A 20,570-nucleotide genomic window follows, 5' to 3' on the forward strand; every position below is an offset into this window, starting at 1 on the left:
TCGTCGGTATCCGTCCGGTCCAGAAGACCACCGTGACCGGCGTGGAAATGTTCCGCAAGCTGCTGGACCAGGGCCAGGCAGGCGACAACGCCGGTCTGCTGCTGCGCGGCACCAAGCGTGACGACGTCGAGCGTGGCCAGGTCCTGGCCAAGCCGGGTTCGATCAAGCCGCACACCACCTTCGAAGGCGAAGTGTACGTGCTGTCGAAGGACGAAGGCGGCCGTCACACCCCGTTCTTCAACGGCTACCGCCCGCAGTTCTACTTCCGTACCACCGACATCACCGGTAAGGCCAACCTGCCGGAAGGCACCGAAATGGTGATGCCGGGCGACAACGTGAAGATGGTCATCGAGCTGATCAACCCGGTCGCCATGGACGAAGGCCTGCGCTTCGCGATTCGTGAAGGTGGCCGTACCGTCGGCGCCGGCGTGGTCTCCAAGATCGTCGCGTAATCTGCTAGACTCTGCGCCCCCGATGTTGCCTGGGTAGGGCATCGGGGTCGCAACAAAACGGGAAAAGAGGCGCAGGACGCACCTCGTGTTCCCCAGACCAGGAAGGGTCGCGCCATTCAGGCAGTGTCAACAGGCCCCCTGTTGACCGCCGCCTTGCATGCGCGCTATACTTTTTGTCTGGGCAGATCGGGAGACCGGTCTGCCTCGATTTTTGAGGTCTATGGAAAGATCTTGTCGCCGTGCAGGAATGCGCGGCGTCCGCATTCAGGATATTCATGGGACAAGGCAACCCAGAGGCCTTGTCCGTCGCTCTTTTAACGAAGGAACCCACCGTCATGGCGGACCAAAAGATCCGGATTCGGCTGAAGGCGTTTGATCATCGTTTGATCGACCGTTCGGCCAGCGAGATCGTAGAAACGGCAAAGCGGACCGGCGCGCAAGTGCGTGGCCCGATCCCGCTGCCGACCAAGATCGAGCGTTACACCATTCTCGTTTCCCCGCACGTCGACAAGGACGCGCGTGACCAGTACGAGACCCGCACGCACAAGCGCGTGCTCGATATCGTTGACCCGAACGACAAGACCGTGGACGCGCTGATGAAGCTCGAACTGGCTGCCGGCGTCGACGTTCAGATCAAGCTGACCTGAGGACTACGACCATGACGAAGAAATATTCGTTGGGCTTCGTGGGCCGCAAGGCTGGCATGAGCCGCGTGTTCACCGAAGATGGCCAGGCCATCCCGGTGACCCTGATTGAAGCTACCCCGAACCGCATCGCGCAGATCAAGACCGTCGAAGCCGACGGCTACAGCGCCGTGCAGGTGACCGTCGGCGCGCGTCGCGCTGCCCTGGTCAACAAGCCGGAAGCCGGTCACTTCGCCAAGGCGAAGGTCGAAGCCGGTCGTGGCCTGTGGGAATTCCGCGTTGAAGACGCGCAGCTCGGCGATTTCGCCGTCGGCGGCGAAGTCAAGGCGGACATCTTCGAAGTTGGCCAGAAGGTCGACGTCCAGGGTGTCACCAAGGGTAAGGGCTTCCAGGGCACCATCAAGCGCTACAACTTCCGTATGGGCGATGCTACCCACGGTAACTCGCTGTCGCATCGCGCGCCGGGTTCGCTGGGTCAGCGCCAGACCCCGGGTCGTGTGTTCCCGGGCAAGAAGATGTCGGGCCACATGGGTGCCGTGCAGCAGAGCACGCAGAACCTGGAAGTTGTCAAGGTCGACGTCGAGCGCGGTCTGATCGCGATTCGTGGCGCCGTGCCTGGCGCTGCGGGTGGTGACGTGATCGTGCGTCCGGCTAGCAAGGCATAAGGAGAGATGACGATGGAACTCGTTATCACGGGTAGCAACAACAAGGTCTCGGTCTCCGATGCCGTGTTCGGTCGCGATTTCAGCGAAGATCTGGTCCACCAGGTCGTCGTTGCCTATCGCAACGCCGGTCGCGCCGGCACCAAGGCACAGAAGACGCGCTCTGAAGTGGCTGGTACCACCAAGAAGTCGAAGAAGCAGAAGGGCGGCGGTGCGCGTCATGGCGCGCTGACGGCTCCGATCTTCATCGGCGGCGGTGTCACCTTCGCGGCCAAGCCGCGCAGCTTCGAGCAGAAGGTCAACCGCAAGCAGTACCGTGCCGCCATGTGCGCGATCCTGTCCGAGCTGAACCGCCAGGGCCGTCTGACCATCGTGGAGGCCTTCGACGTCGAAGCGACCAGCACGAAGGCTCTGATCGCCAAGCTGGCCGGCCTGGAAGTGGGCAAGCGCCCGCTGATCGTCACTGAAGACGCCACCGAACACCTGTACCTGTCGGCCCGCAACATTCCCTACGTGGAAGTGCGTGACGTCCAGGGCCTGGACCCGGTGTCGCTGGTCGGTGCCGACACGGTCGTCATCACCGCTGATGCGGTCAAGAAGGTCGAGGAGTGGCTGGCATGAACAGCAACGAAAAAATCTTCAGCGTGCTGCGTGCCCCGCGTGTCTCCGAAAAGACCGCGCGCCTGCAGGAACATTCCAACCAGTATGTCTTCGAAATCTCGAACGAAGCCACCAAGGCCGATGTAAAGGCCGCGGTTGAGCAGCTGTTCGACGTCAAGGTCGAAGCGGTCAACGTGCTGAACGTGAAGGGCAAGAACAAGTCCTTCCGTAACCGCAACGGCCGTCGCGGCGATTGGCGCAAGGCATACGTGCGTCTCGCCGATGGCCAGTCCATCGATGTAACGGCCAAGGCCTGAGGTACATCCCATGCCATTGATGAAATTCAAGCCCACTTCCCCCGGCCGCCGTTCGGCCGTGCGCGTGGTTACGCCCGATCTGCACAAGGGCGCACCGCACGCAGCGTTGCTGGAGCCGAAGAGCAATTCCGGTGGTCGTAACCACCACGGTCGCATCACCGTTCGCCATGTGGGCGGTGGTCACAAGCAGCATTACCGTCTGATTGACTTCAAGCGCAACAAGGAAGGCATTCCGGCGCGCGTGGAACGCATCGAATACGATCCGAACCGCACCGCCCATATCGCCCTGCTGTGCTACGTCGACGGCGAACGCCGCTACATCATCGCACCGAAGGGCCTGAAGGCCGGTGACCAGGTGATCGCGGGTTCGGATGCGCCGATCAAGACCGGCAACACCCTGCCGCTGCGCAACATTCCGGTCGGTACCACCATCCACGGCATCGAACTGAAGCCGGGCAAGGGTGCCCAGATCGCGCGTGCCGCCGGCGCTGCCGTGCAGCTCGTCGCTCGTGAAGGCCTGTTCGCCACCCTGCGCCTGCGCTCGGGTGAAATGCGCAAGGTTCCGGTCGAGTGCCGCGCCACCATCGGTGAAGTCGGTAACGACGAGCACAACCTGGAAAAGCTGGGCAAGGCTGGCGCGAAGCGCTGGCGCGGTGTCCGCCCGACCGTTCGTGGTGCTGCCATGAACCCGGTTGACCACCCGCACGGTGGTGGTGAGGCGAAGGCCGGCCAGGGTAATCCGCATCCGGTCACCCCGTGGGGTGTCCCGACCAAGGGTTACAAGACGCGCAAGAACAAGCGCACCCAGCAGTTCATCGTCCGCGATCGTAGGGGCTAATCGACCATGGCACGTTCACTCAAGAAGGGCCCGTTCGTCGATCACCACCTCGTCAAGAAGGTGGAGTCCGCTGCGGGTAGCAAGAAGCCGATCAAAACCTGGTCGCGCCGTTCGATGATCCTGCCGGAAATGGTAGGCGTCACCATCGCCGTTCATAACGGCAAGAACCACGTTCCGGTGCTCGTCAACGAGAACATGGTCGGCCACAAGCTCGGCGAATTTGCCATCACCCGGACCTTCAAGGGTCACGGTGGTGACAAGAAGTCGGGCAAGTAAGGAGAGATGACAATGGAAGCGAAAGCAATCCTGCGCTCCGCGCGCATCTCTGCGCAGAAAGCCCGCCTGGTCGCTGACCAGGTGCGCGGCCTGCCGGCCGAGCGTGCGGTCAACCTGCTGAAGTTCTCGGACAAGAAGGCTGCCCACCTGATCAAGAAGGTGGTGGAGTCGGCTATTGCCAATGCCGAGAACAACCAGGGCGCCGACGTAGACGAGCTGAAGGTTCAGACCATCATGGTTGATGAAGGTCCGACCCTGAAGCGTTTCATGGCGCGGGCGAAAGGCCGCGGCACCCGCATCCTCAAGCGCACCAGCCACATCACTGTGGTTGTGGGCGCCGGCAAGTAAGCGGAAAGGAAAACACCATGGGTCATAAAGTTCATCCGATTGGTATCCGCCTCGGCATTTCCAAGGACTGGAACTCCAAGTGGTACGCCAACAAGGCCGAGTTCGCTGGTTATCTGGCGGCCGATCTGAAGGTGCGGGACATGCTGCGCAAGAAGCTCGCGCAGGCCGGCATCAGCAAGATCCTCATCGAGCGTCCGGCCAAGACCGCCCGCGTGACGATCCACACCGCCCGTCCGGGCGTGGTGATCGGCAAGCGTGGCGAGGACATCGAAAAGCTGCGTAAGGAAGTGAGCGAAATGATGGGCGTCCCGGCGCACATCAACGTCACCGAAGTGCGCAAGCCCGAGCTGGACGCACAGCTGGTTGCCGAGTCGATCGCGCAGCAGCTGGAGCGTCGCATCATGTTCCGCCGCGCCATGAAGCGCTCGGTCGGCAACGCGATGCGCCTCGGTGCCCTGGGCATCAAGGTCAACGTCGGTGGCCGCTTGAACGGTGCTGAAATCGCCCGTTCGGAGTGGTACCGCGAAGGCCGCGTGCCGCTGCACACGCTGCGTGCCGACATCGACTATGGCTTCGCTGAAGCCAAGACGACCTACGGCATCATCGGCATCAAGGTCTGGATCTACAAGGGCGAAGTTTTCGATTTCTCCCAGGTTGGCCAGGAAAAGCAGGACGACACCCCGTCGCGCAACGATCGTAACGATCGCGGCGACCGCGGTGACCGTCAGCGCCCGGCCCGTGAAGCGAGGTAACGACAATGTTGCAACCCAAGCGAACCAAGTACCGCAAGGTACACAAGGGCCGTAACGATGGCCTGAGCTGGAGCGCCAACGCTGTCAGCTTCGGCGAGTACGGCCTGAAGGCAACCGCCCACGGTCAGCTGACCGCGCGCCAGATCGAAGCGGCCCGCCGCTCGATCAGCCGCTACGTCAAGCGCGGTGGCAAGATGTGGATCCGAGTGTTCCCGGACAAGCCGATCACCAAGAAGCCCATCGAAGTCCGAATGGGTTCTGGTAAGGGCAACGTGGAATACTGGGTCGCCCAGATCCAGCCCGGCCGCATGATCTATGAAATTGAAGGTGTTGCAGAAGACGTGGCACGCGAGGCGTTCCGCCTGGCCGCTGCCAAGCTCTCCGTGACCACCACCTTCGTGACCCGGACGGTGATGTAATGGATATCAAACAACTTCGCGAAAAGTCGGCTGACGACCTGAAGTCCCATTTGGTTGACCTGCGTAAGGAGCAGTTCGCACTGCGCATGCAGCAGGTCACCGGGCAGCTGCCGAAGACTCACGAAACCCGCCGGGTCCGCCGCGAGATTGCTCGCGTCAAGACCCTGCTCGGCAGCACTAAGTAAGGATGGCCGCGATGAGCGACAATACTGAAAACAAGGCGCTGCGCACGGTCGAAGGCCGTGTCGTCAGCAACAAGATGGACAAGACGGTCACCGTGCTGGTGGAACGCCTGGTCAAGCACGCTCTGTACGGCAAGTACCTGAAGCGTTCGACCAAGCTGCACGCCCACGATGCCGATAACGCCTGCAACGAAGGCGATATCGTGCGCGTGACCGAGATTGCTCCGATGTCCAAGACCAAGAACTGGCGGGTGGTGGAAGTCGTCACCCGTGCAGCTCAATAAGGAGATCTGAATCATGATCCAGATGCAGAGCTACCTTGACGTCGCGGACAACTCGGGTGCCAAGCAGGTGATGTGCTTCAAGGTGCTGGGTGGTTCCAAGCGCCGTTACGCCGGCATCGGCGACATCATCAAGGTCACCGTGAAGGATGCGATCCCGCGCGGCAAGGTCAAGAAGGGTGAAGTGTATGACGCCGTCGTGGTGCGTACCCGCAAGGGTGTGCGTCGCGCCGATGGCTCGCTGATCCGTTTCGACGGCAACGCCGCGGTCCTGCTCAACAACAAGCAAGAGCCGATCGGCACCCGCATCTTCGGGCCGGTGACCCGTGAACTTCGTTCCGAGAAGTTCATGAAGATCGTCTCGCTCGCTCCCGAAGTGCTGTGAGCGACAGGAGATAATCATGGCTAACCGTATCAAGAAGGGCGACCAGGTCGTCGTCAACACCGGCAAGGACAAGGGCAAGCAGGGCGAAGTCGTCCGCGTCGACGGCGATCGTGTGATCGTCGCCAACGTGAACATCGTCAAGCGCCACACCAAGCCGAACCCGCAGGCAGGCGTTGCCGGCGGCGTGGTCGAGCGTGAAGCGTCGATCCATATCTCCAACGTGAATGTGCTCAACCCGGCTTCGGGCAAGGGCGAACGCGTTGGCTTCAAGGTGCTGGAGGATGGACGCAAACTGCGTGTGTTCCGCTCCAGCGGTGAGGCGCTCGACGCCTGAGGAATGTGAAGATGAGTTCCCGTCTCGAAAAGTTCTACCAGGAAGAAGTGGTGCCGGCGCTGATGAAGCAGTTCGGCTACACCAATCCGATGCAGGTCCCGAAGCTGGTCAAGGTCACCCTGAACATGGGTGTCGGCGAAGCGGCGACCAACAAGAAGATCCTGGAAAATGCCGTTGCCGACATGTCCAAGATCTCCGGCCAGAAGCCGATCGTGACCAAGTCCCGCGTGTCGGTGGCTTCGTTCAAGATCCGCGATGGCTGGCCGATCGGCTGCAAGACCACGCTGCGTCGTGCCAAGATGTATGAGTTCCTGGACCGCCTGATCAACATCTCGCTGCCGCGCGTGCGCGACTTCCGTGGTGTCTCCGGTCGTTCCTTCGACGGTCGCGGCAACTTCAACATGGGTGTGAAGGAGCAGATCATCTTCCCGGAAATCGACTTCGACGCTGTCGACGCGATCCGCGGCATGGATATCGCCATCACCACCACCGCCAAGACCGACGCGGAAGCGAAGGCGCTGCTCGCAGCGTTCAAGTTCCCGTTCCGTAACTGATACGTCGAGGATACCGAAATGGCAAAGACCTCCATGGTCAACCGCGACCTGAAGCGTGCGAAGCTGGCAGTGAAGTACGCCGGCAAGCGTGAAGAGCTGAAGAAGATCATCTCCAGCACGACCGCGACGTACGAAGAGAAGGAACAGGCCGTGATCAAGTTGCAGAAGCTGCCGCGCGATTCGTCGCCGAGCCGCCACCGCAACCGTTGCGAACTGTCGGGCCGTCCGCGTGGCGTGTACAGCAAGTTCGGCCTCGGCCGCAACAAGCTGCGCGAAGCCACCATGCGCGGCGACGTTCCGGGCCTGCGCAAGGCAAGCTGGTAAGGGGTCACTCCCTGGAAGAAGGTGAACTTGTTCAGGTTCACCTTCTCTCGAAAGAGCCCGACGCAAGTCGGGCTCTTTTTGTCGTATACTCCCGGTCTTGCCTCGTCAGGGGCAGGCGGTAGAGCGGGCCCCTGGTCCGCTGCTTCAGGTTCCAAAGGGTACTGGCCCATCCCAGACATTTAAAAAACAGCAAGATTTTCGCGAAAGCGGATATCGGTGCACTCAAAGGTATCGACTATGAGCATGACTGATCCCATCGCCGACCTGCTGGTACGCATCAAGAATGCGGCCGCGGTGGGCAAGCAGACGGTGAAGGCACCGTCCTCCAAGATCAAGGTTGCAATCGCAGAAGTGTTGAAGGCCGAAGGCTACATCACCGACCTGCGCGTGACCAAGACCGAGAACAACAAGGCCGAGCTTGAAATCGTCCTGAAGTATTTCGAGGGCAAGCCGGTCATCGAGACCCTGAAGCGCTTCTCGCGTTCGGGTCTGCGCCAGTACCGTGGCAAGTCCGAGCTGCCGAAGGTCCTGAACGGCCTGGGCATTTCCATCATTTCGACCTCCAAGGGCATCATGACTGATGCGCAGGCGCGCCAGTTGGGCGTCGGCGGCGAAGTCCTGTGCTTCGTGGCCTAAGGCGAGAAGGAGAAAGTTATGTCCCGCGTAGCCAAGAAGCCGGTCAACCTGCCCAAGGGCGTTGAACTGAACATCCAGCCGGAATCCATCAGCGTCAAGGGCCCGAAGGGCACCCTGGTGCTGCCGAAGGTTGCTGGCGTTGAAGTCACCATCGAAGACGGCGTTGCCACCCTGGCCGCCAACGACGCGAACCTGGTCCCGCTGACCGGTACCGTGCGCGCCATCCTGGCCAACATGGTCAAGGGCGTCACCGAAGGTTTCGAGCGCAAGCTCGAGCTGGTCGGCGTGGGTTACCGTGCTGCCATGCAGGGCAAGGACCTGAGCCTGTCGCTCGGTTTCTCGCACCCGGTCGTGTACGTGGCGCCGGAAGGCATCACCATCACCACCCCGACCCAGACCGAGATCCTGGTCCAGGGCGCGGACAAGCAGCTGGTGGGCGAAGTTGCCGCCAAGATCCGTGCGTACCGCAAGCCGGAGCCGTACAAGGGCAAGGGCGTGAAGTACTCCGACGAAGTCATCATCCGTAAGGAAGCCAAGAAGGCGTAAGGGCGAGTCCCTCTTTTTCGAGGGAAGAATCCTGTCTTCAGCTTTCAAGGAACATACACATGAACAAGAACATCGCTCGCCTGCGTCGCGCCAAGTCCACCCGCGCGCACATCCGCATCCTCGGCGTGCCGCGCCTGTCGGTGCTGCGCACCGGTCAGCACCTGTACGCACAGGTCTTCACCGCCGACGGCTCCAAGGTGCTGGCTGCTGCCAACACCACCCAGGCCGACGTCAAGGAAGGCCTGAAGAACGGCAAGAACAGCGACGCCGCCGCCAAGGTTGGCAAGCTGGTCGCCGAGCGCGCCAAGGCTGCGGGCATCGAGAAGGTCGCGTTCGACCGCTCGGGCTACCGCTACCACGGCCGCATCAAGGCACTGGCCGATGCAGCCCGCGAAGGCGGCCTGCAGTTCTAAGGGATAAGGAGGCGGGGCTGGTCCCCGCTTCCGCCTGCCTGCCGGCACGGGCTGTGCCGGGCGACGTCCTTCTTCTGCAGGGGCGCTCGATCCACCGCTCCACTTCACAGCTATAAGCGGCCCAGAGCCGTACATAATCCAATCAATCAAGGAATCAACATGGCAGAAGAACGTCAGCAGCGGGGTCGCGATCGCGACCGCAACCGCGAAGAGAAAGTCGACGACGGCATGATCGAAAAGCTGGTCGCGGTCAACCGCGTCAGCAAGACCGTCAAGGGTGGCCGCCAGTTCACCTTCACCGCACTGACCGTGGTCGGTGACGGCGCAGGCAAGGTCGGCTTCGGTTATGGCAAGGCGCGCGAAGTGCCGGTCGCCATCCAGAAGTCGATGGAGCAGGCTCGCAAGAACCTGGCCGACGTCGATCTGAACAACGGCACCCTGTGGCACCCGGTGAAGTCCGGCCACGGCGCAGCCCGCGTGTTCATGATGCCGGCCTCGGAAGGTACCGGTGTGATCGCCGGTGGTGCCATGCGCGCCGTCCTGGAAGCCGTTGGCGTCAAGAACGTGCTGGCCAAGGCCGTCGGTTCGCGCAACCCGATCAACCTGGTTCGCGCCACGTTGAAGGGTCTGTCGGAAATGCAGTCGCCGGTCCGCATCGCGGCCAAGCGCGGCAAGAAGGTGGAGGATCTCAACCATGGCTGATGACACCGCCAAGACCGTCAAGGTCCGCCTCGTCGGCGGCCTGCGTGGCACCCAGTCGCGTCACCGCCTGTCGGTGCGTGCCCTGGGCCTGAACAAGCTCAACGATGTGCGTGTACTGAAGGACAGCCCGCAGGTTCGCGGCCTGATCAACAAGGTCCACTACCTCGTCAAGGTTGAGGAATAATCCAATGACCATGCATCTCAATGAACTGAGCCCGGCACCGGGCGCGCGCAAAGAGCGCACCCGCGTGGGCCGTGGTATCGGCTCGGGCCTGGGCAAGACCTGTGGCCGCGGCCACAAGGGCTCGTTCGCCCGTAAGGGTGGCGGCAAGATCAAGGCAGGCTTCGAAGGCGGCCAGACCCCGATGCAGCGTCGTCTGCCGAAGGTCGGTTTCCGTTCGAAGATGGCCAAGGACACTGCCGAAGTGCTCTCGTACCATCTGGACCGCCTGGAAGCCGGCGAGATCGATTTTGCCGCGCTGCGCGCTGCGAAGCTGGTCCCGAGCACGGCCAAGCAGGCCAAGATCGTCATGAAGGGTGGCCTGACCAAGGCCTTCACCCTGAAGGGCATCGCTGCAACGGCCGGTGCCAAGGCCGCGATCGAAGCTGCCGGCGGCAGCGTACAGGAGTAAGACATGGCGCAAGCTGGCATTGGTAACCTGGGCGGCGGGCTCGGCAAGTTCACGGAACTTCGCCAGCGTCTGCTGTTCGTCGTCGGGGCTTTGATCGTCTACCGCATCGGCTGTTATGTGCCGGTGCCGGGCGTCAATCCCGATGCCATGCTTGCGCTCATGGAGGCGCAGGGCGGCGGTATCGTGGACATGTTCAACATGTTCTCGGGCGGCGCCCTGCACCGTTTCAGCATTTTCGCGCTGAACGTGATGCCGTACATTTCGGCGTCCATCGTGATGCAGCTGGCGGTCCACATCTTCCCGGCGCTCAAGGCGCTGCAGAAGGAAGGTGAATCCGGCCGTCGCAAGATCACCCAATATTCCCGCATCGGCGCCGTGTTGCTGGCGGTGGTGCAGGGCGGCAGCATCGCGCTGGCGCTGCAGAACCAGCTGTCCCCGACCGGTGCGCCGGTGGTGTACGCGCCGGGCATGGGCTTCGTGCTCACCGCCGTGGTCGCGCTGACCGCAGGCACCATCTTCCTGATGTGGGTCGGCGAGCAGGTCACCGAGCGCGGCATCGGCAACGGTGTGTCGCTGATCATCTTCGCCGGCATCGTGGCCGGCCTGCCGGGCGCGGTCATCCACACCTTCGACGCGTTCCGCGAGGGCAACCTGCAGTTCATCCAGCTGCTGCTGATCGCGCTGGTGGTGCTGGCCTTCACCTTCTTCGTGGTGTTCGTCGAACGCGGCCAGCGCCGCATCACGGTGAACTACGCACGTCGCCAGGGCGGCCGCAACGCGTACATGAACCAGACCTCGTTCCTGCCGCTGAAGCTGAACATGGCGGGCGTGATCCCGGCCATCTTCGCCTCCAGCATCCTGGCGTTCCCGACCACCCTGGCCATGTGGTCCGGCCAGGCCAGCTCGGCTACCTGGCTGCAGAAGGTAGCCAACGCCCTGGGTCCGGGCGAACCGCTGCACATGATCGTGTTCGCGGCGCTGATCACCGGTTTCGCGTTCTTCTATACCGCGCTGGTGTTCAACTCGCAGGAAACCGCCGACAACCTGAAGAAGTCGGGCGCGCTGATTCCGGGCATCCGTCCGGGCAAGGCCACCGCCGACTATGTCGACGCCGTGCTGACCCGCCTGACCGCGGCCGGTTCTGCGTACCTGGTGATCGTCTGCCTGCTGCCGGAAATCATGCGCACGCAGCTGAACGCCTCGTTCTACTTCGGCGGCACCTCGCTGCTGATCGTGGTGGTGGTGGTGATGGACTTCATTGCGCAGATCCAGGCGCACCTGATGTCGCACCAGTACGAGAGCCTTCTGAAGAAGGCCAACCTGAGGGGCGGCAACCGCGGCGGTTTTGCCCGCGGCTGATAAGCCTGTTACACTTTCGTCTTCCTGACGTGATGGTCCTCCGCTTCGCGGACCTGGCCACACAAACGAAGGGCGGCCCCCGCAGCGGTTCCGGGTGGGGGTGAGATCGGGTGGTTCCGCGCTGGAGTAGCGCGGGCGGCACCGGGGGGAGGGCTCGCAAGGGTCCATCCATCGAGGTCAACCTGGTCCGGCGCCGGAGCCTGGGCACACTCCCTGGGCCGGGTCCATGAAACCTTTCAGGTTTCACGGGCTTCCAAGCACACCGGAACCTTGTTAGTATTGCTGGTTCAATTTTTGATCCATCCTGCCGGATTCGCGCGCCTTCAAGGTGCGCTGTCGGCCATCACTCAGCTGGAGAACCGCGTCATGGCGCGTATTGCAGGCGTCAACCTGCCAGCCCAGAAGCATGTCTGGGTCGGGTTGCAAAGCATTTACGGCATCGGCCGTACCCGTTCGAAGAAGGTCTGCGACGCTGCAGGCGTCACTTCGACCACCAAGATCCGCGATCTGTCGGAGCCGGAAATCGAGCGTCTGCGCTCGGAAGTGGCCAAGTACATCGTGGAAGGCGATCTGCGCCGTGAAATCGGTATCGCGATCAAGCGCCTGATGGACCTGGGCTGCTACCGCGGTCTGCGTCACCGTCGCGGCCTGCCGCTGCGTGGTCAGCGCACCCGTACCAACGCCCGCACCCGCAAGGGCCCGCGCAAGGCGATCAGGAAGTAAGGGACCTAAGAAATGGCTAAGCCCGTCGCTAAGACCAAGAAGAAGATCAAGCGCGTCGTCACTGACGGCGTTGCCCACGTCCACGCTTCGTTCAACAACACCATCGTGACCATCACCGACCGCCAGGGCAACGCTCTGTCGTGGGCGACGTCCGGTGGCGCTGGCTTCCGCGGTTCGCGTAAGTCCACCCCGTTCGCTGCCCAGGTGGCTGCCGAGAAGGCCGGCCGTGCCGCGCTCGACTACGGCGTCAAGTCCCTGGAAGTCCGCATCAAGGGCCCGGGTCCGGGTCGTGAGTCGGCCGTGCGCTCGCTGAACAACGTGGGCTACAAGATCACCAACATCATCGACGTGACGCCAATCCCGCACAACGGGTGCCGTCCGCCGAAGAAGCGTCGCGTCTAAAGGAGCGATAAGAAATGGCTCGTTATATCGGTCCTACCTGTAAGCTCGCCCGCCGCGAAGGCGCCGACCTTTCCCTCAAGAGCCCGGCCCGTGCGCTGGACTCCAAGTGCAAGCTGGAGCAGAAGCCCGGCCAGCACGGCGCGACCGCCCGCAAGGGCAAGCTGTCCGACTACGCCACCCAGCTGCGTGAAAAGCAGAAGGTCAAGCGTATCTACGGTCTGCTGGAGCGTCAGTTCCGCAACTACTACAAGAAGGCCTCGACCAAGAAGGGCAACACCGGCGAGAACCTCCTGCAGCTGCTGGAAACCCGCCTGGACAACGTTGTCTACCGCATGGGCTTCGCAGTGACCCGTCCGGCTGCCCGTCAGCTGGTCTCGCACCGCGGTGTCACCGTGAACGGCAAGTCGGTCAACCTGGCTTCGTACCAGGTCAAGGCTGGCGACGCTGTTGCCCTGTCCGAGAAGGCTGCCAAGCAGCTGCGCGTGCAGGAAGCCCTGACTGTGTCCAGCACGCATGACCTGCGTCCGTCGTGGATCGAAGTCGATGCAGGCAAGTTCGCCGGCATCTTCAAGGCCGTGCCGGATCGTTCGGACCTGCCTGCGGATATCAACGAAGCGCTGATCGTCGAGTTGTATTCGAAGTAATTCACATTGGAGAGCCCCCGGCGACGGCCGGGGGTTCACTAGGAGAACCCGCAACATGACGGTTACCGCCAACCAGGTTCTGCGTCCTCGCGGTCCGCAGATCGAACGCCTTACCGACACCCGCGCCAAGGTCGTTATCGAACCCTTGGAGCGTGGTTACGGGCATACGCTGGGCAACGCCCTGCGTCGCGTGCTGCTGTCGTCCATCCCGGGCTTCGCCATCACGGAAGTCGAGATCGACGGCGTCCTGCACGAGTACACCACCCTCGAAGGCCTGCAGGAGGACGTGCTTGAAGTCCTGCTCAACCTGAAGGACGTGGCGATCCGTATGCACACTGGTGACAGCGCCACGCTGTCGCTGTCCAAGCAGGGTCCGGGTGTCGTGACCGCTGCCGATATCAAGGTCGACCACAACGTCGAGATCCTCAACACGGATCATGTCATCTGCCACCTGACCAAGGACACGGCAGTCAACATGCGCCTGAAGATCGAGCGTGGTTTCGGCTACCAGCCGGCCGCCGCGCGTCGTCGTCCGGACGAAGAAACCCGTGCCATCGGTCGTCTGGTCCTGGACGCGTCGTTCTCGCCGGTCCGTCGCGTCGCCTATTCGGTGGAAGCGGCCCGCGTCGAACAGCGTACCGATCTGGACAAGCTGGTGCTGGACATCGAAACCAACGGCACGATCGATGCCGAGGAAGCCGTGCGCACCGCCGCCGACATCCTCAGCGATCAGCTGTCGGTGTTCGGTGACTTCACCCACCGCGACCGCGGTGCGGCCAAGCCGGCCAACAACGGCGTGGATCCGGTGCTGCTGCGCCCGATCGACGACCTGGAACTGACCGTGCGTTCGGCGAACTGCCTGAAGGCCGAGAGCATCTACTACATCGGCGATCTGATCCAGAAGACCGAAGTGGAGCTGCTCAAGACCCCGAACCTCGGCAAGAAGTCGCTGACCGAGATCAAGGAAGTCCTCGCCCAGCGTGGTCTTTCGCTCGGCATGAAGCTGGAGAACTGGCCGCCGGCCGGTGTCGCCCAGCACGGCATGCTCGGCTGATCGAGTGTCACAGTTTTACCCCGCACCTTCGGGTGCGGGGGCTTTACCCGCAGCATCTCGCACCGACAGGCACCAGCCTGCGGTGACGGCCGGCCAGGAGGGCCGGCACCGGACCATCCGCAGTCCAAGCAGCAACGCCGGGAAGGCGACAGCGAAACCCAACCGATCCAACATTCTTTGAAGGAATACCCGTCATGCGTCACATGAAATCCGGCCGCAAGTTCAGCCGTACCAGCGCCCACCGCGAAGCGATGTTCAAGAACATGGCCGCGTCGCTGTTCAAGCACGAGCTGATCAAGACCACCCTGCCGAAGGCCAAGGAACTGCGCCGCGTCGCCGAGCCGCTGATCACCCTGGCCAAGGTCGACTCCGTCGCCAACCGCCGTCTGGCCTTCGCCCGTCTGCGTGACAACGAAGCCGTTGGCAACCTGTTCACCACCCTGGGCCCGCGCTACGCGAACCGTCCGGGCGGCTACCTGCGACTGCTGAAGTGCGGTTTCCGCGCCGGCGACAACGCGCCGATGGCCTACGTGGAACTGGTTGACCGCCCGGCCGTTGCCGAAGCCGTCGAAGAATAATCTTCGACTGGCGGTACCCCAGGAATCATCGAGAAACCCGGCCTTGTGCCGGGTTTTTTGTTGGGTGCCTTCTTTGACGTCTAACGTCAACGTCAAAGGCACTGGTGATTTGCTGGTCACTGTGGGGCCCCGACCAGTACGGGTTTGCGGGGGACGCCGTAAACCCATCCATGGGGGCTAAGTCGCGGCATCCATGCCGCTCATTCCCCCGCAAACCCGCACCGGCCGGGGCCCAGAAAGTTGGTCGGTGAGCAGGTGGCCCATCGGCCGGGCGTGGGAGGTCGCAATCGTTTGGATGCCGGGCTGCGCCCGTCGCCTCTCCGTTGTGGAGCCGGGCTCTGCCCGGCTGCTCTTCCCCAACGAAGTAGTGCCGGGCGTGCCCGGCGTGCCTCAGATCGCGACCTCCCACGCCCAGCCATTGGGCCCCATGCGCACCGACGCAACTTCGGGGCCACGTCGGGGATGGGTTTGCGGGGGAATGAGCCGCATGGATGCGGCGACTTAGCCCCCATGGATGGGTTTACGGCGTCCCCCGCAAACCCATCCCCGGCGTGGCCGGGCAGTGGAGCCTTCAGCCCTGCAGCTGTTCGCCCAGATACAAACAGAACAGTGCAGTCGGCAACTGAAGCCGACATACGGCAATACGCCACAGGCCAAGCCATTCACCACCCTGTTAATCTTGGCACCTGGACATTTCACGAGTATCTGCAATGAATCCATTGCGCTGGAATTACCGCGCCCAGTTCCTGCTGGGGTTCCTGGTCTGCGCCGCCCTGCTGGGCTATGCCATCTGGTTGCAGTTGAAGATGGGCCTGGAACCGTGCCCGCTCTGCATCTTCCAGCGCATCGCGTTTGCCGCGCTCGGCCTGCTGTTCCTGATCGGGGCCCTGCATGGCCCGCGTGACCGGCCTGGGCGGATCACCTATGGCGTGCTGGCCTTCATTGCCGCTGCCGTGGGCATCGGCATTGCCGGACGCCATGTGTACGTGCAGATGCTGCCCCAGGACATGGGCTCCAGCTGTGGGCCGCCGCTGTCGTTCCTGAGCGAAACGATGGGCCCGTTCGAAGTGTTCCGCACCGTGCTGACCGGTACCGGTAACTGCGGCAACATCGACTGGACCTTCCTCGGCCTGACCATGCCCATGTGGAGCCTGGTCTGGTTCACCCTGCTGGGTTTGTGGGCGCTGGTGGTCAGCTTCCGCCGCGTTGCCCGCCGCCACTGATTGTTTTTACCCCCTCGATTGACTGGATACTGCGATGACTGCCTCCGACCGCGCCACCCCGAACGCTTCCGTGCCGACCGACTGGTCGCCCGAGAGCTGGCGCGGCCGGCCCGCGCTGCAGATGCCGACCTATCCTGATCCGGTCGCGCTCGAGGCCTCCCTGCATGAGCTCAAGCGCCTGCCGCCGCTGGTGACCTCGTGGGAGATCCTCTCGCTCAAGCAGCAGCTCGCCGAAGCCCAGGAAGGCAAGCGGTTCCTCCTGCAGGGTGGCGACTGCGCCGAGAACTTCAGCGACTGCGAATCCACCACCATCTCCAACCGGCTCAAAGTCCTGCTGCAGATGAGCCTGGTGATGGTGCACGGCATGCGCAAGCCGGTCATCCGCGTCGGTCGTTTCGCCGGCCAGTACGCCAAGCCGCGCTCGGCCGACACCGAGACCCGCGATGGCGTCACCCTGCCGAGCTACCGTGGTGATGTGATCAACGCACCCGAGTTCACCGAAGCCGCGCGCCTGCCCGATCCGCGCCGCATGCTGCAGGCCCACGCGCACTCGGCCATGACCATGAACTTCGTGCGCGCCCTGATCGATGGCGGCTTCGCCGACCTGCACCATCCCGAATACTGGAACCTCGACTGGGTACGGCACTCCCCGCTGGCCACCGACTACCAGAAGATGGTCTCCTCGATCGGCGACGCCGTGCATTTCATGGAGACCCTCTCCGGTGCCCAGGTGTACAACCTCAACCGGATCGACTTCTACACCTCGCACGAAGCCCTGCTGCTGCCCTACGAACAGGCGCTGACCCGCCAGGTGCCGCGCCAGCACGGCTGGCTCAATCTCAGCACCCACTACCCCTGGATCGGCATGCGCACCGCCGCGCTCGATGGCGCCCACGTCGAGTACCTGCGGGGCGTGCGCAACCCGATTGCGATCAAGGTCGGTCCGTCCGTGCAGCCCGACCAGCTGCTGCGCCTGATCGACGTGCTCAACCCCGAGGATGAACCCGGCCGCCTCAGCTTCATCCATCGCATGGGCGCCGCGCAGATCGCCGAGAAGCTGCCGCCGTTGCTGGAGGCCGTCAAGCGCGATGGGCGTCGCGTGCTGTGGGTGTGTGATGCCATGCACGGCAATACCGAAAGCACCAGCAACGGCTTCAAGACCCGTCGCTTCGACAACGTGCGCAGCGAAGTCGAACTGTCCTTCGACCTGCATGCCGCAGCGGGTACCCGCCTCGGTGGCGTGCACCTCGAGCTGACCGGCGAGGATGTCACCGAGTGCACCGGCGGCGCGCGCGAATTGACCGAGCGCGACCTGGAGCGTGCGTACCGTTCTTCGGTGGATCCGCGCCTGAACTACGAACAGTCGCTGGAAATTGCGATGGCGATCGTGCGCAAGCAGGGCGGCGCGACGGCGTAAACCCCACGGACACGCGTGGCGTGTCCCTACATTACGATCATGCTGGTTCTGTCACCGTAGATCCCGTATTTGAATCAATGCGGGAGCACGCATGCGAGTGGATTGGCAGGAAGCGGCCGCCTATCTATGGCCGATCGGGATCGCCCTGGCGATCGGCATCACCGGCTGGTGGCTGCTGATGCTGTTGACCCGTCGGCTCAAGGGCCGTGACTACCGGCGTGCGCGCATCGCGCGGGTGATCAGCAGACCGCTCGCCTTCGCGCTGCCGATGCTGGTGCTGATTCCGGCACTGGAAGCCACCCCGCTGGACGGGCGCTGGCTCGATCAGTCCCTGCGCCTGCTGCACATCGGCCTTACCGCCTGCGTCATCTGGCTGCTGGTGCGCGCCGTGGCCGCGGGCGAACAGGCGATCCTGCGCGACAATCCGATGGAGGTCGCCGACAACCTGGAAGCGCGTCGCATCCAGACCCAGACCCGCGTGCTCAGCCGCGTGCTGATGGGCGCGATCATCCTGGTCGGCGCCTCGATGGTGCTGCTCACCTTCCCGATGGTGCGCCAGATCGGTACCGCACTGCTGGCCTCGGCCGGCATCATCGGCCTGGTCGCTGGCATCGCGGCCAAGCCCGTGTTCGGCAACCTCATCGCCGGCCTGCAGATCGCCCTGACCCAGCCGATCCGGCTGGATGACGTGGTGATCGTCGAAGGCGAGTGGGGCCGGGTCGAAGAGATCGGCAGCAGCTACGTGGTCGTCCGCATCTGGGACGAACGGCGCATGGTGGTGCCGCTGACCTGGTTCATCGAGAACCCCTTCCAGAACTGGACCCGGCGCAGCGCCGACCTGCTCGGCACCGCGTTCCTGTGGCTTGACTACCGCGCACCGATCGTGGCGATCCGCGCCGAGCTGGAGCGCATCTGCAAGGGGGAGCCGCTCTGGGATGGCCGCGTGTGCGTCACCCAGGTCACCGAAACCAGCGAACACACCCTGCAGGTCCGCCTGCTGGTCAGTGCGCGCAACTCCGGCGACGCCTTCGACCTGCGCTGCATCGTGCGCGAACGCATGCTCGATTTCCTCGCCCGCGAGCACCCGCAGGCACTGCCGCGCACCCGCGCCGAGCTGCTTGAACGCCCCGATCCGCCCGCCCGCACCCCGCGCTCGCAACCGGCCGACGACGTACGCTCGCCCGGCGCCGAAGACGGCCCGCCGGCGGTGGTGCCGGTGGACGAGCCAACCGTGGGGTAACGGTTATCGCGGGGTGTCGTTGCCGAAGGTTGGCGGCTTCCGCGCCCGCGTGCGCTGCTCGTAGTCGTACGCCAGCTCGATCAGCTTCGGCTCGCTCCACGCGGTGCCCATGAACAGCAGCCCCAGCGGCAGCCCGTTCACGTGTGCCATCGGCACGCTCAGGCTGGGATAGCCCGCCACGGCGGCGGCGCTGTAGTTGCCGCCGGGAAACGCGTCTGTCTCGCCGGTGCGGATCGGCCATGCCGTGCCCGTGGTCGGCGCCACCAGCGCGTCCAGGCGGTCGGCCTTGAGCGCCGCGTCGATCCCCTCGGGGCCGGCCAGGCGGCGCGCCTGGGTGCGCGCGGCGATGTAGGCGGGGCTGCCCAGTCCGTCGGCCTGCGCGGCGCGCTCCATCAGGTCCTGGCCGAACAGCACCAGTTCCTTGTCGGCGTGTTCGCGGTTGTAGGCAATGATCCCGTCCAGGTCGCGGACCGGCGCCTGGTGGCGGGTCAGGTAGCGCTGCATGCCCGCCTTGAACTCGTGCAGCAGCACCATCTGTTCGGCCTCTTCCCACTGGCCCTGGGTCGGCAGCTGCACCGGCACCACCACCGCGCCGGCGTCGCGCAGGACGCCCACTGCGTGCTGCAGGGCCGGGGCAACCCCGGGCAGCTGGTCCAGCGGGCCGTGCAGCACGCCGATGCGGGCGCCGCGCAGGCCGTCCGGGGTCAATCGCGCGGTGTAGTCGTACACCGCCCGGCCGGGCATGGTCGCGGTCGCCGGGTCGGCGTCGTCGCGGCCGGCCATCGCGGTCAGCAGGGCGGCCGCGTCGGCCACGCTGCGGGTGATCGGGCCGGCGGTGTCCTGGCTGAAGGAGATCGGCACGATCCCGTCGCGGCTGACCAGGCCGACCGTCGGCTTCAGTCCAACCACCCCGTTCATCGCTGCCGGGCAGACGATGCTGCCGTCGGTTTCGGTGCCCACCGCGGCGGCGGCCAGGTTGGCGGAGACCGCCACCGCGCTGCCGCTGCTCGAACCGCAGGGCGTGTAGCCGAGCCGGTAGGGGTTGCGGGTCTGCCCACCGCGCGCGCTCCAGCCGGAGATCGACGCGCTGGACCGGAAGTTGGCCCACTCGCTGAGGTTGGTCTTGCCCAGGATCAGCGCGCCGGCCGCGCGCAGTCGGGTGACCAGGAAGGCGTCGTCCGGGCGGAACCCGGTCAACGCCAGCGAGCCGGCACTGGTCGCCATCGGGCGCGCGCCGATGTTGTCCTTGAGCAGCAGCGGAATGCCGTGCAGCGGCCCGCGCAGCTGTCCGCGGCGGCGTTCGGCATCCAGCGCGGCCGCTTCCTTCAGCGCATCGGGGTTGAGCTCCAGCACTGCATTGAGGCGCGGTCCGGCGCGGTCCAGCTGGGCGATCCGCTCCAGGTAGGCGCGGGTCAGGGTGACGCTGTCCAGCTCGCCGGCGGCCATCGCGGCTTGCAGCTGGGTGATGTCGGTTTCCGCGTAGGCGAACGGCGTGTCCGCCGGCGCGGCCGCATGCGCCTGGTTGAACAGATGCGCAGGCGAGGGCGTACAGCCCGCAGAGGCCAGGGCCAGGATCAAGGCAGTGAGTGGCAGGCGCATCCGTGTATCCCCGGTACCCGTGCTCAGGCTAACC

The 20,570-nt window shown here is 64.0% G+C and carries 32 protein-coding genes; 31 read left to right on the forward strand and 1 reads right to left on the reverse strand.

The features are described from left to right. From HGB51_RS10895 to HGB51_RS11045, 31 genes are all read left to right on the forward strand, one after another. The coding region (locus HGB51_RS10895; protein ID WP_246233566.1) for an EF-Tu C-terminal domain-related protein at nt 1-452 on the forward strand (452 nt) is incomplete at its 5' end. A 335-nt stretch (nt 453-787) separates the two neighbouring features. Continuing rightward, nucleotides 788-1,099, forward strand: a complete 312-nt coding sequence (gene rpsJ, locus HGB51_RS10900) for a 30S ribosomal protein S10 (protein ID WP_010341589.1) — start codon at nt 788-790, stop codon at nt 1,097-1,099. 11 nt (nt 1,100-1,110) lie between these two features. Next, nucleotides 1,111-1,761, forward strand: a complete 651-nt coding sequence (rplC, locus tag HGB51_RS10905) for a 50S ribosomal protein L3 (RefSeq protein WP_068849456.1) — start codon at nt 1,111-1,113, stop codon at nt 1,759-1,761. A gap of 12 nt (nt 1,762-1,773) precedes the next feature. Next, entirely contained in the window at nt 1,774-2,379 is a 606-nt protein-coding gene (gene rplD, locus HGB51_RS10910; protein ID WP_070209012.1) for a 50S ribosomal protein L4, read from the forward strand. After that, nucleotides 2,376-2,675, forward strand: a complete 300-nt coding sequence (gene rplW / locus HGB51_RS10915) for a 50S ribosomal protein L23 (RefSeq protein ID WP_070209011.1) — start codon at nt 2,376-2,378, stop codon at nt 2,673-2,675. The genes rplD and rplW overlap by 4 nt, the downstream gene beginning before the upstream one ends. A gap of 10 nt (nt 2,676-2,685) precedes the next feature. Then, complete coding sequence (gene rplB, locus HGB51_RS10920; protein WP_070209010.1) at nt 2,686-3,513, forward strand: 50S ribosomal protein L2; 828 nt, start codon at nt 2,686-2,688, stop codon at nt 3,511-3,513. 6 nt (nt 3,514-3,519) lie between these two features. Beyond that, nucleotides 3,520-3,789: a 30S ribosomal protein S19 gene (rpsS, locus tag HGB51_RS10925; protein ID WP_070209009.1), complete on the forward strand. Its 270-nt coding sequence runs from the start codon at nt 3,520-3,522 to the stop codon at nt 3,787-3,789. 12 nt (nt 3,790-3,801) lie between these two features. Then, nucleotides 3,802-4,137, forward strand: coding sequence for a 50S ribosomal protein L22 (gene rplV, locus HGB51_RS10930; protein WP_017355410.1), 336 nt, complete (start codon nt 3,802-3,804; stop codon nt 4,135-4,137). A gap of 17 nt (nt 4,138-4,154) precedes the next feature. Next, complete coding sequence (gene rpsC, locus HGB51_RS10935; protein WP_068849461.1) at nt 4,155-4,889, forward strand: 30S ribosomal protein S3; 735 nt, start codon at nt 4,155-4,157, stop codon at nt 4,887-4,889. A 5-nt stretch (nt 4,890-4,894) separates the two neighbouring features. Then, nucleotides 4,895-5,308: a 50S ribosomal protein L16 gene (gene rplP, locus HGB51_RS10940; protein WP_070209008.1), complete on the forward strand. Its 414-nt coding sequence runs from the start codon at nt 4,895-4,897 to the stop codon at nt 5,306-5,308. Then, nucleotides 5,308-5,493: a 50S ribosomal protein L29 gene (rpmC, locus tag HGB51_RS10945; protein ID WP_070209007.1), complete on the forward strand. Its 186-nt coding sequence runs from the start codon at nt 5,308-5,310 to the stop codon at nt 5,491-5,493. Before rplP ends, rpmC begins: the two co-directional genes overlap by 1 nt. Nucleotides 5,494-5,504: 11 nt before the next feature. Beyond that, nucleotides 5,505-5,774 carry a 30S ribosomal protein S17 gene (rpsQ, locus tag HGB51_RS10950; RefSeq protein ID WP_070209014.1) on the forward strand — a complete coding sequence of 90 codons (270 nt, stop codon included), beginning with the start codon at nt 5,505-5,507 and terminating at the stop codon, nt 5,772-5,774. 13 nt (nt 5,775-5,787) lie between these two features. Further along, entirely contained in the window at nt 5,788-6,156 is a 369-nt protein-coding gene (gene rplN / locus HGB51_RS10955) for a 50S ribosomal protein L14 (protein WP_010483978.1), read from the forward strand. A 16-nt stretch (nt 6,157-6,172) separates the two neighbouring features. Continuing rightward, the gene (rplX, locus tag HGB51_RS10960) at nt 6,173-6,490 is read left to right on the forward strand and encodes a 50S ribosomal protein L24 (protein WP_017355416.1); all 318 of its coding nucleotides are present in this window, start codon (nt 6,173-6,175) and stop codon (nt 6,488-6,490) included. Between the two features lie 11 nt (nt 6,491-6,501). Then, nucleotides 6,502-7,044 (forward strand): 50S ribosomal protein L5, encoded by a 543-nt coding sequence (gene rplE / locus HGB51_RS10965; protein WP_070209013.1) that lies wholly within the window; start codon nt 6,502-6,504, stop codon nt 7,042-7,044. A gap of 18 nt (nt 7,045-7,062) precedes the next feature. Then, on the forward strand, nt 7,063-7,368 hold the full coding sequence (gene rpsN, locus HGB51_RS10970) for a 30S ribosomal protein S14 (protein WP_070209006.1): 306 nt from the start codon (nt 7,063-7,065) through the stop codon (nt 7,366-7,368). A 237-nt stretch (nt 7,369-7,605) separates the two neighbouring features. Further along, on the forward strand, nt 7,606-8,004 hold the full coding sequence (gene rpsH, locus HGB51_RS10975) for a 30S ribosomal protein S8 (RefSeq protein WP_017355419.1): 399 nt from the start codon (nt 7,606-7,608) through the stop codon (nt 8,002-8,004). An 18-nt stretch (nt 8,005-8,022) separates the two neighbouring features. Next, nucleotides 8,023-8,550 carry a 50S ribosomal protein L6 gene (gene rplF, locus HGB51_RS10980; RefSeq protein ID WP_070209005.1) on the forward strand — a complete coding sequence of 176 codons (528 nt, stop codon included), beginning with the start codon at nt 8,023-8,025 and terminating at the stop codon, nt 8,548-8,550. Between the two features lie 53 nt (nt 8,551-8,603). Then, complete coding sequence (rplR, locus tag HGB51_RS10985; protein WP_171966879.1) at nt 8,604-8,963, forward strand: 50S ribosomal protein L18; 360 nt, start codon at nt 8,604-8,606, stop codon at nt 8,961-8,963. A gap of 159 nt (nt 8,964-9,122) precedes the next feature. After that, on the forward strand, nt 9,123-9,665 hold the full coding sequence (gene rpsE / locus HGB51_RS10990; protein WP_070209003.1) for a 30S ribosomal protein S5: 543 nt from the start codon (nt 9,123-9,125) through the stop codon (nt 9,663-9,665). Next, the gene (gene rpmD / locus HGB51_RS10995) at nt 9,658-9,849 is read left to right on the forward strand and encodes a 50S ribosomal protein L30 (RefSeq protein WP_070209002.1); all 192 of its coding nucleotides are present in this window, start codon (nt 9,658-9,660) and stop codon (nt 9,847-9,849) included. The genes rpsE and rpmD overlap by 8 nt, the downstream gene beginning before the upstream one ends. Before the next feature lie 4 nt (nt 9,850-9,853). Next, nucleotides 9,854-10,297 (forward strand): 50S ribosomal protein L15, encoded by a 444-nt coding sequence (gene rplO, locus HGB51_RS11000; RefSeq protein ID WP_070209001.1) that lies wholly within the window; start codon nt 9,854-9,856, stop codon nt 10,295-10,297. Nucleotides 10,298-10,300: 3 nt separating this feature from the next. Next, the gene (gene secY, locus HGB51_RS11005) at nt 10,301-11,656 is read left to right on the forward strand and encodes a preprotein translocase subunit SecY (protein WP_070209000.1); all 1,356 of its coding nucleotides are present in this window, start codon (nt 10,301-10,303) and stop codon (nt 11,654-11,656) included. 366 nt (nt 11,657-12,022) lie between these two features. After that, on the forward strand, nt 12,023-12,379 hold the full coding sequence (rpsM, locus tag HGB51_RS11010; protein ID WP_017355426.1) for a 30S ribosomal protein S13: 357 nt from the start codon (nt 12,023-12,025) through the stop codon (nt 12,377-12,379). Between the two features lie 12 nt (nt 12,380-12,391). Beyond that, nucleotides 12,392-12,781: a 30S ribosomal protein S11 gene (gene rpsK, locus HGB51_RS11015; RefSeq protein ID WP_017355427.1), complete on the forward strand. Its 390-nt coding sequence runs from the start codon at nt 12,392-12,394 to the stop codon at nt 12,779-12,781. Nucleotides 12,782-12,795: 14 nt separating this feature from the next. Continuing rightward, nucleotides 12,796-13,425 (forward strand): 30S ribosomal protein S4, encoded by a 630-nt coding sequence (rpsD, locus tag HGB51_RS11020; protein WP_070208999.1) that lies wholly within the window; start codon nt 12,796-12,798, stop codon nt 13,423-13,425. Between the two features lie 55 nt (nt 13,426-13,480). Then, nucleotides 13,481-14,479: a DNA-directed RNA polymerase subunit alpha gene (locus tag HGB51_RS11025; RefSeq protein WP_068849481.1), complete on the forward strand. Its 999-nt coding sequence runs from the start codon at nt 13,481-13,483 to the stop codon at nt 14,477-14,479. A gap of 194 nt (nt 14,480-14,673) precedes the next feature. After that, on the forward strand, nt 14,674-15,057 hold the full coding sequence (gene rplQ / locus HGB51_RS11030; protein ID WP_070208998.1) for a 50S ribosomal protein L17: 384 nt from the start codon (nt 14,674-14,676) through the stop codon (nt 15,055-15,057). 710 nt (nt 15,058-15,767) lie between these two features. Continuing rightward, nucleotides 15,768-16,280 carry a disulfide bond formation protein B gene (locus HGB51_RS11035; protein WP_070208997.1) on the forward strand — a complete coding sequence of 171 codons (513 nt, stop codon included), beginning with the start codon at nt 15,768-15,770 and terminating at the stop codon, nt 16,278-16,280. A gap of 34 nt (nt 16,281-16,314) precedes the next feature. Continuing rightward, on the forward strand, nt 16,315-17,697 hold the full coding sequence (locus tag HGB51_RS11040; RefSeq protein WP_070208996.1) for a class II 3-deoxy-7-phosphoheptulonate synthase: 1,383 nt from the start codon (nt 16,315-16,317) through the stop codon (nt 17,695-17,697). Between the two features lie 91 nt (nt 17,698-17,788). After that, complete coding sequence (locus HGB51_RS11045) at nt 17,789-18,937, forward strand: mechanosensitive ion channel family protein (RefSeq protein WP_171966833.1); 1,149 nt, start codon at nt 17,789-17,791, stop codon at nt 18,935-18,937. A gap of 3 nt (nt 18,938-18,940) precedes the next feature. Here the strand turns inward: HGB51_RS11045 and HGB51_RS11050 are convergent, their stop codons facing one another. Next, nucleotides 18,941-20,536, reverse strand: coding sequence for an amidase (locus HGB51_RS11050; RefSeq protein ID WP_070207584.1), 1,596 nt, complete (start codon nt 20,534-20,536; stop codon nt 18,941-18,943). Between the last annotated feature and the right edge of the window lie 34 nt (nt 20,537-20,570).

This window comes from Stenotrophomonas bentonitica (assembly GCF_013185915.1).
Lineage (GTDB): Bacteria > Pseudomonadota > Gammaproteobacteria > Xanthomonadales > Xanthomonadaceae > Stenotrophomonas > Stenotrophomonas bentonitica.

Coding starts and splice junctions, on each gene's coding strand:
- rpsJ (WP_010341589.1), top strand. CDS start 788: ATGGCGGACCAAAAGATCCGGATTCGGCTGAAGGCGTTTGATCATCGT.
- rpsH (WP_017355419.1), top strand. CDS start 7,606: ATGAGCATGACTGATCCCATCGCCGACCTGCTGGTACGCATCAAGAAT.
- rpsE (WP_070209003.1), top strand. CDS start 9,123: ATGGCAGAAGAACGTCAGCAGCGGGGTCGCGATCGCGACCGCAACCGC.
- rplB (WP_070209010.1), top strand. CDS start 2,686: ATGCCATTGATGAAATTCAAGCCCACTTCCCCCGGCCGCCGTTCGGCC.
- secY (WP_070209000.1), top strand. CDS start 10,301: ATGGCGCAAGCTGGCATTGGTAACCTGGGCGGCGGGCTCGGCAAGTTC.
- rplP (WP_070209008.1), top strand. CDS start 4,895: ATGTTGCAACCCAAGCGAACCAAGTACCGCAAGGTACACAAGGGCCGT.
- HGB51_RS11050 (WP_070207584.1), bottom strand. CDS start 20,536: ATGCGCCTGCCACTCACTGCCTTGATCCTGGCCCTGGCCTCTGCGGGC.
- rplF (WP_070209005.1), top strand. CDS start 8,023: ATGTCCCGCGTAGCCAAGAAGCCGGTCAACCTGCCCAAGGGCGTTGAA.
- rplE (WP_070209013.1), top strand. CDS start 6,502: ATGAGTTCCCGTCTCGAAAAGTTCTACCAGGAAGAAGTGGTGCCGGCG.
- rplC (WP_068849456.1), top strand. CDS start 1,111: ATGACGAAGAAATATTCGTTGGGCTTCGTGGGCCGCAAGGCTGGCATG.
- rpmC (WP_070209007.1), top strand. CDS start 5,308: ATGGATATCAAACAACTTCGCGAAAAGTCGGCTGACGACCTGAAGTCC.
- rpmD (WP_070209002.1), top strand. CDS start 9,658: ATGGCTGATGACACCGCCAAGACCGTCAAGGTCCGCCTCGTCGGCGGC.
- rplN (WP_010483978.1), top strand. CDS start 5,788: ATGATCCAGATGCAGAGCTACCTTGACGTCGCGGACAACTCGGGTGCC.
- rpsK (WP_017355427.1), top strand. CDS start 12,392: ATGGCTAAGCCCGTCGCTAAGACCAAGAAGAAGATCAAGCGCGTCGTC.
- rplD (WP_070209012.1), top strand. CDS start 1,774: ATGGAACTCGTTATCACGGGTAGCAACAACAAGGTCTCGGTCTCCGAT.
- HGB51_RS11040 (WP_070208996.1), top strand. CDS start 16,315: ATGACTGCCTCCGACCGCGCCACCCCGAACGCTTCCGTGCCGACCGAC.
- rplX (WP_017355416.1), top strand. CDS start 6,173: ATGGCTAACCGTATCAAGAAGGGCGACCAGGTCGTCGTCAACACCGGC.
- rplO (WP_070209001.1), top strand. CDS start 9,854: ATGACCATGCATCTCAATGAACTGAGCCCGGCACCGGGCGCGCGCAAA.
- rpsD (WP_070208999.1), top strand. CDS start 12,796: ATGGCTCGTTATATCGGTCCTACCTGTAAGCTCGCCCGCCGCGAAGGC.
- rplW (WP_070209011.1), top strand. CDS start 2,376: ATGAACAGCAACGAAAAAATCTTCAGCGTGCTGCGTGCCCCGCGTGTC.
- rpsS (WP_070209009.1), top strand. CDS start 3,520: ATGGCACGTTCACTCAAGAAGGGCCCGTTCGTCGATCACCACCTCGTC.
- rpsM (WP_017355426.1), top strand. CDS start 12,023: ATGGCGCGTATTGCAGGCGTCAACCTGCCAGCCCAGAAGCATGTCTGG.
- HGB51_RS11035 (WP_070208997.1), top strand. CDS start 15,768: ATGAATCCATTGCGCTGGAATTACCGCGCCCAGTTCCTGCTGGGGTTC.
- rpsC (WP_068849461.1), top strand. CDS start 4,155: ATGGGTCATAAAGTTCATCCGATTGGTATCCGCCTCGGCATTTCCAAG.
- rpsQ (WP_070209014.1), top strand. CDS start 5,505: ATGAGCGACAATACTGAAAACAAGGCGCTGCGCACGGTCGAAGGCCGT.
- rplV (WP_017355410.1), top strand. CDS start 3,802: ATGGAAGCGAAAGCAATCCTGCGCTCCGCGCGCATCTCTGCGCAGAAA.
- HGB51_RS11045 (WP_171966833.1), top strand. CDS start 17,789: ATGCGAGTGGATTGGCAGGAAGCGGCCGCCTATCTATGGCCGATCGGG.
- rpsN (WP_070209006.1), top strand. CDS start 7,063: ATGGCAAAGACCTCCATGGTCAACCGCGACCTGAAGCGTGCGAAGCTG.
- HGB51_RS11025 (WP_068849481.1), top strand. CDS start 13,481: ATGACGGTTACCGCCAACCAGGTTCTGCGTCCTCGCGGTCCGCAGATC.
- rplQ (WP_070208998.1), top strand. CDS start 14,674: ATGCGTCACATGAAATCCGGCCGCAAGTTCAGCCGTACCAGCGCCCAC.